Here is a 12391-nt window from a genome sequence, read left to right as displayed (position 1 = left end):
GGACAAAAGAATCATATTTAAAGCGAATAATGGTAGGAAAGCAAAACACCCCTCTTTTAAATCTGGTGATGCAAAGTTACAATCATATAGATAATGACTTTGAGAAGGGGTGAATGGTGTGCTTTTAGCTTCATTAGGCTGGAAATTTGGACGTATCGAGAAATCTGATGCTGAAACAATGGTATTGCAGGTACAAGCTGGCGACGAGCAGGTATTACACGATTTACTTTCTCATTATTCACCTTTTATGAAAAAGACAGCATCGCAAGTATGCAAGCGGTTTATCGATGATCATGACGATGAATATAGCGTTGCCCTATCTGCCTTCAATGAAGCTATCCATAAATTCGACCAACAAAAAAATGCATCGTTTTTAACATTTGCACATATGGTTATTCGTAGACGCGTTATCGATTTTATCCGTAAAGAAAGCAGGCGTGATGAATTTAGCCATGATTTTATGCCAGCAACAGAGACAGAAGAGCATAATGGCATCGCAGACCATGCCGCGACTATTGCTTATAGTAGTGAGCAAGAAAATCAAAAAAGAGGCGAGGAGATAGCACGGTATGAAGAAATTTTACAGGAATTTGATTTGTCGTTTCAACTACTAGTAAAAGTTTCTCCACTGCATTCGGACGCACGTATCACAGCGATTCAAATCGCTCAGTTAGTAGCGGAAACAGATGAGTATAAACAATATTTATTAGACAAGAAAAAATTACCGATTAAAGAAATTGAAAAGCATGTAAAGGTATCGCGTAAAACAATTGAACGTAATCGAAAGTACATAATTGCAATGGCTTTATTGCAGATGAGTGATTTGTATTTCTTAAAAGACTATTTGAAAGGGCGGTTAAACTGATGCGCAAAAAATCTGGAATTTGCATGAAATCAAAAAATGATCGCTCAATATTTTTAATGGAAAATGGTCAATTTGTGAAAGGAACTCCTGTAGGCAATCCTTTAAAAGGAGAAGAAGCTCTTTTTTATCCACTTGAAAAAAAGCCGATTGTTCGCATACTGCCGGCAATGGCTCCAATAACAGCTGCTATTGCCACGATTGCTTTGTTTATGTCTGCAGTCGTTTTTCCTGCTCAAGAAGCATATGGTTATGTTCAAGTACAGGTTAATCCAGGGATTGAACTTGGGATAGATGAGGAATACAAAGTAGTGTCCATTCGCGAATTAAATAGTGATGGTCATGAGTTGATTCATCAGCTAGATGATTGGGAGAACGATTCTTTACTTACAGTTTTAAATCGTGTTCTCGAGTTAGCAGTAACAGATCAAACGAGAGACGTCACTATAACCGCAGTTGAAGCAGACGGTAGTAAAGCTGATCAATCTATTAAAAAAGTCGTATTGGAGCTTTCTCAAGAAGTCGAAAATGACCAAGTTGCCATTCAAATGAAAGAAGCCACAAAAGAACAATGGCGTCATTCGAAAAAAGATCAAATTCCAGTTGGACAAATGATTGAAAAAGTTGAAACGGTGAAAAGTCACGTCGAACCAAAAGAACAATTATTAGAACAAGACAACTTGCCAGTATCTAGTTTACAAGTTAAGGAACAAAACCTTTCAAAAGAAAAGAACAGCATGAAAGAAATGAAAGAAAAGTCCAAAAAACCTAAAGAAACATCTAATCTTCCCTTAGAGAATAAAGGGGACAAATCACTAAAAGAAAAACAGCAACAAAAAACACCAAAGCAAAAAAGTATTAACAAAGAGTCATCAATTGACACTAAAAATACACCGTCAGTGAAACCACAGAAAAAAGTAGAACCAACAAAGGCAGAGCCAAAAGATAAGCTCATGAAGAAAGAAGAAAAAAAGGTAGAGAAACAAGATAAAGAGATAGAGGAAAAAGAAGAAAAGATAGATAAAAAGATAGGAAAAGACAGTAAAGAATTTAAAAAAGAAAAGCTGAAAAATGATTCTTCTGTAAAAAGTCCTTCAACTACCAAAGAGAAAGAGGACACTAAAGGTAAAAAGGATGAAAAAAATAATAACAATAAAAGTGAGAAGAAGTAGAGGCTAATGATGTAAACAAGAATGCTTCGACAACACCGAAAGCTTATAACAAAGCGCTGGATTTACGCTGAGATTAATCAATAAAAAGGCTCTAGTAAAGCATAAAAAAGAGAAATCGAAAATCTAAGTTAAATAGATTTTCGATTTCTCTTTCTTTTTGTCAATTCTTTTCATAGAATGAGGATAGAGTATAACGCTGAAGGGAATCCATGTCTTATGAATAAATCATTTCAAAAAGTGCGAAATCTAACACCTGCACAGGCGATTGTTTCGTATTATTTTGTGGCAATTGCTGTTTCCTTCTTATTACTAAGGTTACCGAATGTCCATAAACCAGGGATGACCATTCCTTTAATCGACAGTTTGTTTACTGCAGTAAGTGCTGTAAGTGTAACAGGGCTGACGGTTATTAATGTTGTTGATACGTATACAGTCTTTGGTATTCTTGTTCTAATGACTGTATTGCAGCTAGGCGGTATTGGAATAATGTCGATCGGTACATTTATCTGGCTTCTCTTTGGTAAGCGTATCGGGTTGCGTGAACGTCAGTTAATCATGGTCGATCATAACCAGTCGAGTATGTCAGGTGTCGTTAAACTAATAAGAGAAATAGTGAAAATCATGTTGGTGATAGAAGCGGTCGGAGCATTCGTGCTAACAATTTACTTTACTCAGTATTTTCCAACGTTCCAAGAAGCTTTGCTTCATGGTGTATTCGGCTCAATAACAGCTACGACCAATGGAGGATTCGACATTACTGGTGAATCACTAGTGCCCTATTTTAATGACTATTTTGTTCAAATTATAAATATGATTCTTATCATTCTAGGTGCTATCGGATTTCCAGTTTTAATCGAAGTAAAAGAGTTTATCTCCAATAAGCAAAAATACTTTCGTTTTTCATTGTTTACGAAAATCACAACGAGTATCTTTGCGATTTTACTAGCAGTTGGGGCTATCGGTATCTTTCTGTTAGAATCGGTAAAAGCGTTTAAAGGAATGACGTGGCATGAATCACTATTTGCCTCGCTTTTTCATTCGGTTTCGTCACGTTCAGGTGGTTTAGTGACCGTCGATATTACCCAATTCAGTGATGCCACAAATGCTTTTATGAGTGCATTAATGTTTGTTGGTGCTTCTCCAAGTTCAGCAGGGGGAGGAATCCGAACAACAACTTTTGCGATTGCGATTTTATTTCTGATCAATTTTGCGCGAGGGAAAAACACGATTCAAATATTTAATCGCGAAATTGAGTTAATTGACGTTTTTCGTTCGTTCGCGGTTATCTTTTTGGCGTTTTTCATCGTCTTCACAGCTACCTTAGTGTTGCTTATCACTGAGCCTGCAGCTACGATTGTCGAAATTATATTTGAAATCACTTCTGCTTTTGGAACATGTGGCATGTCTTTAGGAATCACGAGTGACTTATCGGATATTGGGAAGTTCATCATAATGGCATTAATGTTTGTAGGACGTGTAGGATTAATCTCATTCCTTTTCACAATTGGTGGTAAAACAGATCCAACTAAATTCCATTATCCAAAAGAACGCGTAATCATTGGATAACTTTAAAAGCTGTTATTTTTATGAAAAAAGAACTATAATTAGTATAATACAATTTAAGTAGTAGAAAGAGTGAGCCGAATGGACGAAGATATTAAACAATCGTTAAAGTTATTTATCGTGCTATCACGCGCACATAAAGCGATCACTGAACAAACTAATCAATTTTTTCAAGCAAGCGGAGTAAACCCGACTGAATTTGCTGTCTTGGAGCTGTTGTACCATAAAGGGAAACAACCGCTTCAAAAAATTGGTGGAAAAATTCTTTTAGCAAGTGGCTCTATTACGTATGTGATTGATAAGCTTGAAAAAAGAGGCTATATTACACGCGTAAACAGCCCAAGTGATCGTCGAATCACTTATGCTGAAATATCGGAGTCAGGTAAAGAGTTCATGGCGGAAATTTTTCCGGAACACGAAAAAAAGTTACATGAATTGACAGAAGCGTTATCAAGTGAAGAAAAAGACCAAGCCATCGAATTAATGAAAAAACTCGGCTTATCGATTAAAGATTTATCATATTGATCAAAAAAACCTTCTGGGACTCCAGAAGGTTTTTTTCCTTTTTGCTGATATTCGCAATTATTATTGAATTGCTTTAATGGTTTTCCCCATAGCAATAAAGTCTTCAGTAGCATTAACTGTGCTATCGTCAAAAATGGTTAAGCGTACGATAAGGTTTTCTAGTTCATAGACAATTCCTGTGACAGTGCCTTCAGAACTTGGCACATTAAATACCGTTGACTGCGTAGCAGCATCATGATTAAAATCAGTGACTTCAACAGGCTCTTGTTCAGGGTTTACAGCTGCTAAAGTTTGTTGCATCGTATCTGCTACAAAATCATAGTCAGCTTCGTCAAGTGAGAATGTTTCAACCCGCATAAATACAGCTGTGTTATCTGCTACATATAGAACATCTTTATTTGGTTCTTCTGCAGTGAGTTCATATCCATCTTGAACATAGAGTTCATAATTTTGTCCATCACTTTGTGTCAGAGTCCCAGATGGTTCAGTTAATTCAGTTGATTCAGTTGATTCACCTTCATCAGGAGTTGACTGCTCTTCTGTAGGCGCTTGTTCAGTAGACTCAACTGGCTCATTGACTGCTTCTTCATCACGCGATAAACAAGCTGTAAGCAACAAGCTAACCATCATAATGGATGATAATAAAAATAAGTTCTTCTTCATAAAAAAATTCCTCCCTAGCTGGTTTGTCTATTAGACGTCCAAGTAGGAGGAATGTTTCACTTTAAATAGATAATGGCATAATCAGAAACAGTAAGACAATCATGACCAAATGAGCAACGATAATGACCGGTAAGCTTTTTTTCCATTCATAAAGAAATCCTAGAATTAAGCTGACAACAATACCAGCTAAAGCACCAGACCAAAATCCGCCCAATGCAAGCGCTAATCCAAATAAAATTGAGCTAGCTAGAATCGCGATAGGGGTAGAGGCATATTGTTTTAGCTTTTGTTGTACTAAGCCTCTCCAAAAAATTTCTTCGCCTGGTACGATGATAAACATTAACAACAAGTAATGCCAAATCGAGACAGGTGAAAATCTAGAAAGAAACCTTTCAATCGAGTTAGCGACGTTAAGTGGAGTCAAGAGCAATAATTGGTAACCAGCGATAAAGAGACCGTATAAAAGTGCGCCGAAAATTATACCGTAAACCAATGACTTCCATGTAGCCAGCTCATCGAAGATTTTAACGAATATGATAGCGAGAGACATAAGAATCAAGGTCGCAAATGTGTACATATACCAAAAAATCGCAGTATTTTCAAAGGCTAAATTATACAAAAAGAAAGCCAGTGGCAGCATCAAGATTAAAGGATGCCGTTTAAAAAAGTTAATCATGTAATCCTCCTAAATTTAAAGCCATGGAGACTTTTTTGACAAAGATGTCTAAGTTGTTTTCTTGCTGTATACTATTGCCTAGAACAGGTTTTCATAGACTGTTTAAAGCCGTTTCGTACACTGTTTAAAGTCAATATTTATCATCCGTTTAGTATTATAACAGAATAGCTTAGCAAAACTAAGGCAAAAGGGGAATAATTCATGACTGATTACAACCAGCAACTAGAAGATTTAAAAAATGGCATTGTCGAATCGATCACAATCGAAAAAGAAGACTTTTTAGAATTTCGGACAGTTTTGATTGCACGTGAGGATTTCAAGCATTTTCGTGGCACAGCCTATCATCATGGCACAACTGTTTACACATACACGATAGAGGCGTCAAAATAAGGTTAAAACGGGAAGTGGGGAGAATATGTGGAGAATTTAACACAAGTGAAAGCGCAATTAAATCGATTGGTCGTAGGCAGGGAAAAAGAAATAGACTTTATGCTAATTGCTTTAATTCAAGGGGGGCACGTCTTGCTTGAAAGTGTACCAGGTTCAGGCAAGACGTGGATGGCCAAAGCATTTGCAGGGTCATTTGCAGGTCAGTTTCAACGAATTCAGTTTACGCCAGATGTTTTGCCGTCAGACGTGACAGGCATTCGCTTTTTTAATCCAAAAACACAAGAGTTTGAACTACGAGCAGGTCCAGTGCAAACCAATTTATTATTAGCTGATGAAATCAATCGCGCAACTCCGAGGACGCAGTCAAGTCTGTTAGAATCAATGGAAGAAAAACAAGCGACAATCGATGGAGATACGCTTCAATTACCAAATCCATTTATCGTCATCGCAACTCAAAATCCTGTCGAATCGCAACAAGGAACTTTTCCACTTCCTGCAGCGCAACTGGATCGTTTTTTATTTCGATTAGAAATTGGTTATCCAACATATGAAGAAGAGCTCTCGATTATCCGGAACTTTCGTGATAACGTATCTCACAAAAAAGAAATTTTACCAGTCGCTTCCGTTACAGATGTACAGCAATGGCATTTAGATGCAGGTCAAGTATCTGTGCATGAAGACATCGAAACGTATATTTTGTCTCTAGTCCGCGCGACTCGCGAACATCCGGCAATTGAACTTGGCTTAAGTTCAAGAGCAGCTTTGGCACTTGTTCATGCAGCGCAAGGTAAAGCATTTATAGAAGGACGAAATTTTGTGACACCAGATGATGTCAAATACATACTCGAACCAGTAGCTGTTCACCGTTTAATGCTGACAGCTGAAGGAATGCTCGTTCAGGAACCGGCTGCGATTTTACGTGAAATTGTAAATTCGGTTTCTTCTCCGGTAGAGGCATTTTAGATGGTTTGGATGCGCCATGATGATGACTTAAAAAACATGAAATGGGTATTTGGCTTTTTACTTGTCTTGTTCTTTATAGCTATGGTGTTTTTACAGTTTACTGCGGCAGCGGTCATTGTTTTTGTTGGTACAGTAGTAGGCTTGCAATTGTTTTATTTGAAGCAAGTCGGTACAAAATTAGTTTTTCAAAACAATCGCATGCGCAAACGTGTGCTTTATGATGGTGAGTCATCTTGGCAGCTAGTTTTTAAAAATGATGGCTTACCTATCTGGGGTGGTCAATTAAAAATTTGGTTTCATCATGCAGTGGAGCCAATAGAGGAGCAACGGCTAAGTACTGGAGATTTAGTAGAGCTTGAACTCCCTTTCACAATTGGTCATAACGAAACAATTGAACTAAATGTACCGGTCACAGGAAAGAAAAGAGGAATATCCCGCCTTACTAAAATGGAAGTGCTCATACCACAGCCATTTGGCGAAGGAAGTGTGACACTGGAGTACCAGCCTAGACTTTTGCAGGAGCAACTCGTGTTTCCAAAACTTCAGAAGTACCCTTTTGGTTATACCCCATCTCCACAAAAACCAGGCGAATTCAATTTGAAGCATTCTTTATTTGATGACGCCTTTCAACCCATTGGTACTCGTGATTATGTCTCTACAGATCAATTCAATCAAATTCACTGGAAAGCCAGTGTGAGAATGCAAAATTATCAAACCAAAATATTTTCTCAAGTTGCAAATGAAACGATGCTTTTTGCATTGAATGTCTCTGCGTATTATGGCACCATTCACGATTTAGAAGACCGAATCGAAGAGCTCGCTTCGTATATCGAGAATTGTTTTAATGCAGGTGTGCCTTATGCGATAGCAATCAATATTCGTTCAGCTGGCAAGATGCCGTATTTATACTTGTCTACAGGACAAGGACAAAAACAGCGTCAACAAGCATTAGAGTTGCTATCGGTCATTTCTAAAAATAATGCAACACTGGCTTTTAGCACCATGTTAGGACATTTGGATATCCATACAGAATTACCTTATACCACATACCTTTTAACCGATAAATCAGAAGAAGCTCTTCGTTTTATTAAGAAATGGAGCAGGCAAACTCAGTTGACTGTTTTACCAGGTAGAAAGGAACGTGATTTGGCATGACATCCCGCTTTGTATCGTTTCGTTATTTTATGTTGGATGCCTTTATCATTTCCTTAGTGCTTGTCTTTATCGATCAACCAATCGCATGGCGTTGGATAGCAATAGCTTTTTTCGTTTCAATCAGTGCTTATTTATTGTTTTCAACATATGCTTATCGTTTAATAGTAGGAATTGGGATCTCTTTAATGGCAATACTAGTGATGTGGTTTGTGGGAATCCCGTTATGGCTAGCGCTGCTTTTAGGTATGCTCACCATTTACATGCTCCATGGAAGGTTTGCAGTATTCTATAATGGATTTAGTGACGATCATCATTTCTTGATAAAATTTGTTGTGGTTTTCAGCGTTTGCTGGGTTATTCTTTTGTTAAATCCTGAAGCTCAGTCAACTCAGTCGCTTTTCACCATTGTTCCCGTGGCAATCCTATTTTATACAGTCTCTCATGTGATGTATCTATACGGTTTTTCTAAATCTGACGGTGCGCGATTTTCTCAACTAGCTAGTGCATTGATTGCTCTTTTTAGTATGGCTAGTGTTGCAGCAATTGTTACTTTTTATATCGCTGATGAAGTGCGCCTCGGACTTGGATGGGGTGTTGGCGGAGCCATTCGTCTCCTGTTTTGGCCGCTTGCTCTATTGATGGAGCAAATTACTGAGTTTTTGTCAGGCTTATCGACAGAAGAAGAAATGCAAGAAACCATAGACAAGTTGGGTCCAGATGAGAAGATGACGCAAAATGATCAGCCGATATATGAAGCGATGGCAACAGATTATCCGGTAGAAATTTTGTTAGGACTAGTCATCTTGAGTTGCTTAATTGTACTCATCTTGTGGCTGAGAAAAACAAAGCCAGAGTTACAAGAGCCGATACAAGAAAATAGTGATAGCATAAAGAGATATAATCATCAATCAACAAAGCCAGTTGTTTTGGCTGCCACAAAACCTTTAGAAAATCGAATGGATTTGCATCAAATTAGAGAAATTTTTCGTGAACTTGAAAAAACAGCTAAAGAGCAAAATATCGGAAGAGAAAATTACGAAACAATCCGGGAATGGATAGCTCGGATGAAGTGGGACGTCTCCGATTCTTTTTACAACACGTATGACCGAGTTCGATATGGTGATAAACAATTGCCTGAGTTACAGGTTGTAGAATTTATTATGGACATCCAAAAAATAAAAAATGATTATTTAAAAGAAAATGTTTAAAGTCGTTTCAAGAGGGGGATAGTATACTTGAACACAGCAACATTCTCATTTCCCCCTTTTGTGGTCGGTCCGTTTACGGGTCGGCTTCTTTTTTGTTTTTTTATTGATGTCTATTTTGATGATTTCTATCAATCATTTTTCGCTACTATAAGTGTATATGTTGAAGAATTTTGCTAGACTATATATGAAACTAAAAGGAGGACATACATATGAAGCTTGGATTTATCGGAACTGGTGTTATGGGGAATAGCTTAGTAAAGCATTTACTTGATAATCAGCATGAAGTTTCTATCTATACACGTACCGCTGAAAAAGCAAAAAATTTAGTAGAAGCCGGTGCAGTTCTCGTTGAGTCACCTCAGCAAGTTGCTGAAACTAGTGAAGTAATTTTTACAATGGTTGGTTATCCTTCCGATGTAGAACAAGTTTATTTTGGTGAACAAGGATTATTAGAAAATGCAAAAAAAGGAACGATTCTTGTCGATATGACAACTTCACAGCCACAATTAGCTCAACGAATTTTTGAAGCAGCAGCTGAAAAAGGGCTTCATGCATTAGATGCTCCTGTGTCTGGAGGAGATATCGGTGCTAAGAATGGTGTATTGTCTATTATGATTGGTGGAGAAAAAGAAGTTTACAAAGAAATTTTGCCTATCCTTAATTTGTTTGGTGAAAATATTGTATTCCAAGGTCCAGCGGGTTCAGGTCAGCATACCAAAATGTGTAACCAAATTAATATTGCCAGCAATATGATTGGCGTTTGTGAGTCGATTATTTATGCGGAAAAAGCAGGATTGGATCCTGAACGTGTATTGCGATCAATTTCTTCAGGTGCAGCAGGTTCATGGTCGCTATCAAACTTAGCGCCAAAAATGATCAACGAAGATTTCCGACCAGGTTTTTACATAAAGCACTTTATTAAAGATATGAAAATTGCAGCACAGGAAGCAGAAAATTGGGGATTAGATTTACCAGGACTGCGTATGTCACTCAGTATGTATGAAAATATTGCGGCACAAGGTAATGAAGAAAATGGAACACAAGCTTTAATCGAGCATTACAAATCATAAAAACAACCGAAAACCTTTAAAGGTTTTCGGTTGTTTTTGAACTTAATCAAAATAAGATTTTTTTGGAGAATAAAAACGATCAATTTGTCTTGGTTGATAAGCTTTAGAGAAATTGGAAGTTGTCGACTCTTTTTTTTGCGGTTCCAATCCGGTCAATGCTCGTAAAATCTCTTTTGCCACTTTTAAATTCATGCGACTTGGCGGATTGCGGTAACTATCATCCAGGTGACCTAAGTGTTCAAGAGAGGCGAAATCTTCTTTTTTCGGGAGCATGTGAAAATAATAACTGCCACATTTAACGAGGACGGAAGATTGTTGTTGGCTTTTCTGAGGGTTTTTACTGAAGTGTAAACCGATTTTTAACGCGCGCTGTTTTTCAATCATCAAATTTAATGCTTCTTTTTTAAGAGCATATAAATATTGATTATCAGGAGCGGTTTTTGCGTGCCGGTTAACTGTGAAAATGGCTTGCGCGATATCTGAATCTGATTTAGCAGTTGACATGGACTCATTCCCTTCATCCAAATTAGTGGTAGTTCGCTATCATCATATCAAAATTTCCAGACACTGTATACCGAAGGAGCATATCTAATAAAAGGGAAAATCCATAGCTTTGTAGAACTGTATTAGTTAAGGTGAGAACGTCTGACCTGAATACTGGCAGATGAAAATCATTGGTCTAACTATAGATTCTAACAAAAGGGGATGTTTGTATGTTTACAGATCAAACGATTATTGTTACGGGTGGATCAAGTGGTATGGGACTTCATATGGCTAAAAAATTTGCTTCGGAAGGAGCAAATGTAGTTATAACTGGACGGGATATGGAAAAATTGAACGAAGCTGTGAAAGCGATTTCAGGAGAACGTGGTTCAGTAGAAGTATTTCAAATGGATGTGCGAGAGCCTGAACATGCGAAAGCAATGGTCAAGTTCGCTCACGATAAATTCGGAAGAGTGGATGGATTAGTTAATAATGCAGCTGGGAACTTTATCGTTCATGCAGAAAAACTTTCACCGAATGGCTGGAAATCGGTAATTGATATCGTTTTGAACGGTACATTTTTCTGTTCTCATGCGGTCGGAAATTATTGGATTGAAAACGGCACAAAAGGCAATATCATCAATATGCTTGCCACATATGCTTGGAATGCTGGTGCTGGAGTTGCTCACTCAGCAGCGGCTAAAGCAGGCGTCATGTCTTTGACTCGAACACTTGCAGTTGAATGGGGGACACAGTTTGGGATTCGGGTAAACGGAATTGCTCCTGGGCCAATTGAACGGACAGGTGGGGCTGAAAAGCTGTGGGAATCTGAAAAAGCAGCGAAACGGACATTAGAATCGATTCCGTTAGGGAGACTAGGCAAGCCTGAAGAAGTGGCGGAACTTGCCGCATTTATCATGTCTGAAAAAGCCTCGTATATGAATGGTGAAATCGTCACTTTGGACGGTGGACAATGGTTAAATAAATTTCCTTTTTAAGTAATTTATAAGGGGAATTAAATAGTTTCAAACATGCTGATGTGTTATGATGAACCTAAACGGTGGCATTTAGTACAGGCGTTGTAAAAGGAGTAGAGTACATGATTTCATTACCAAGCAAAGATTTTCTTGATACACCGATTGAAGACTATATCATCTCTTCCGAGAAAGTTGCACATGTTCAAGTCGGTAATAGTGCAGAACATGCATTACTTGTTTTGACAAAGACTGGTTACTCGGCTATACCGGTTCTAGATTCAAAATATCGCTTTCGCGGCCTGATTAATGCACAACGAATAACTGACGCAATTCTCGGTTTAGACCATATAGAATACGAACGGCTTTCTGATATCCGCGTGGAAGAAATCATGGAAAAAGATCTTCCTTTGATCCACATTAATGAACGGTTTCAAAAAGCGCTAGATATGGTCATTAACCAAAACTTCCTTTGCATTGTAGATGATGAAGAAATGTTTATGGGAATCTTGACGCGGCGTGTCGTATTAAAGCAATTAAAAAAACAACTTTATCAATTGAAAAAATAAATGTAGAGAAGGTCTCGTCTTAGAGGCCTTTTTTATGCTTAATAGAAGATAGATCTTACTACTTATAAATGTTCAAACTCTGGCGCCCAGATTCTAGAAGTATAAGTCAACTTGGCTT

14 protein-coding genes are annotated in these 12391 nt (G+C 37.8%); 11 read left to right on the top strand and 3 right to left on the bottom strand.

From position 1 onward, the window contains the following. Positions 1–118 precede the first annotated feature (118 nt). The 4 genes from sigI to BBI08_RS11880 all read left to right on the top strand — a co-directional run bounded on the left by sigI (position 119) and on the right by BBI08_RS11880 (position 4122). A complete protein-coding gene (sigI, locus tag BBI08_RS11895; RefSeq protein WP_065528138.1) occupies positions 119–865 on the top strand; it encodes an RNA polymerase sigma-I factor in 747 nt (248 codons plus the stop codon). Further along, complete coding sequence (locus BBI08_RS11890) at positions 865–2034, top strand: anti-sigma-I factor RsgI family protein (protein ID WP_065528137.1); 1170 nt, start codon at positions 865–867, stop codon at positions 2032–2034. The genes sigI and BBI08_RS11890 overlap by 1 nt, the downstream gene beginning before the upstream one ends. A 216-nt stretch (positions 2035–2250) precedes the next feature. Then, positions 2251–3600, top strand: coding sequence for a TrkH family potassium uptake protein (locus tag BBI08_RS11885; RefSeq protein WP_008498098.1), 1350 nt, complete (start codon positions 2251–2253; stop codon positions 3598–3600). A 78-nt stretch (positions 3601–3678) separates the two neighbouring features. Then, a complete protein-coding gene (locus BBI08_RS11880) occupies positions 3679–4122 on the top strand; it encodes a MarR family winged helix-turn-helix transcriptional regulator (RefSeq protein WP_008429804.1) in 444 nt (147 codons plus the stop codon). Positions 4123–4182: 60 nt separating this feature from the next. On the opposite strand, the gene BBI08_RS11875 is transcribed toward BBI08_RS11880, so the two are convergent. Continuing rightward, complete coding sequence (locus tag BBI08_RS11875) at positions 4183–4785, bottom strand: hypothetical protein (protein WP_008498097.1); 603 nt, start codon at positions 4783–4785, stop codon at positions 4183–4185. 61 nt (positions 4786–4846) lie between these two features. Further along, positions 4847–5461, bottom strand: a complete 615-nt coding sequence (locus tag BBI08_RS11870; RefSeq protein WP_008498096.1) for a CPBP family intramembrane glutamic endopeptidase — start codon at positions 5459–5461, stop codon at positions 4847–4849. 201 nt (positions 5462–5662) lie between these two features. On the opposite strand from BBI08_RS11870, the gene BBI08_RS11865 reads away from it, so the two are divergent. The 5 genes from BBI08_RS11865 to BBI08_RS11845 all read left to right on the top strand — a co-directional run bounded on the left by BBI08_RS11865 (position 5663) and on the right by BBI08_RS11845 (position 10247). Next, positions 5663–5851, top strand: coding sequence for a hypothetical protein (locus BBI08_RS11865; RefSeq protein WP_008498095.1), 189 nt, complete (start codon positions 5663–5665; stop codon positions 5849–5851). Between the two features lie 27 nt (positions 5852–5878). Next, positions 5879–6814: an AAA family ATPase gene (locus tag BBI08_RS11860; RefSeq protein ID WP_008498094.1), complete on the top strand. Its 936-nt coding sequence runs from the start codon at positions 5879–5881 to the stop codon at positions 6812–6814. 9 nt (positions 6815–6823) lie between these two features. Next, positions 6824–7969 (top strand): DUF58 domain-containing protein, encoded by a 1146-nt coding sequence (locus BBI08_RS11855; protein WP_237146539.1) that lies wholly within the window; start codon positions 6824–6826, stop codon positions 7967–7969. Beyond that, entirely contained in the window at positions 7966–9177 is a 1212-nt protein-coding gene (locus BBI08_RS11850; RefSeq protein ID WP_065528135.1) for a hypothetical protein, read from the top strand. The genes BBI08_RS11855 and BBI08_RS11850 overlap by 4 nt, the downstream gene beginning before the upstream one ends. A 209-nt stretch (positions 9178–9386) precedes the next feature. Further along, the gene (locus BBI08_RS11845) at positions 9387–10247 is read left to right on the top strand and encodes an NAD(P)-dependent oxidoreductase (protein ID WP_008498089.1); all 861 of its coding nucleotides are present in this window, start codon (positions 9387–9389) and stop codon (positions 10245–10247) included. Positions 10248–10289: 42 nt separating this feature from the next. Here the strand turns inward: BBI08_RS11845 and BBI08_RS11840 are convergent, their stop codons facing one another. After that, entirely contained in the window at positions 10290–10751 is a 462-nt protein-coding gene (locus tag BBI08_RS11840; protein WP_008498088.1) for a YkyB family protein, read from the bottom strand. 209 nt (positions 10752–10960) lie between these two features. Between BBI08_RS11840 and fadH the strand changes: the two genes are divergently transcribed. Next, positions 10961–11728 (top strand): 2,4-dienoyl-CoA reductase, encoded by a 768-nt coding sequence (fadH, locus tag BBI08_RS11835; RefSeq protein WP_008498087.1) that lies wholly within the window; start codon positions 10961–10963, stop codon positions 11726–11728. Positions 11729–11829: 101 nt separating this feature from the next. Further along, positions 11830–12273, top strand: coding sequence for a cyclic-di-AMP-binding protein CbpB (gene cbpB, locus BBI08_RS11830; protein ID WP_065528134.1), 444 nt, complete (start codon positions 11830–11832; stop codon positions 12271–12273). The last annotated feature ends 118 nt before the right edge of the window (positions 12274–12391 follow it).

Source organism: Planococcus halocryophilus, from assembly GCF_001687585.2.
GTDB lineage: Bacteria > Bacillota > Bacilli > Bacillales_A > Planococcaceae > Planococcus > Planococcus halocryophilus.
This window is presented reverse-complemented; position numbering and strand designations above follow the sequence as displayed.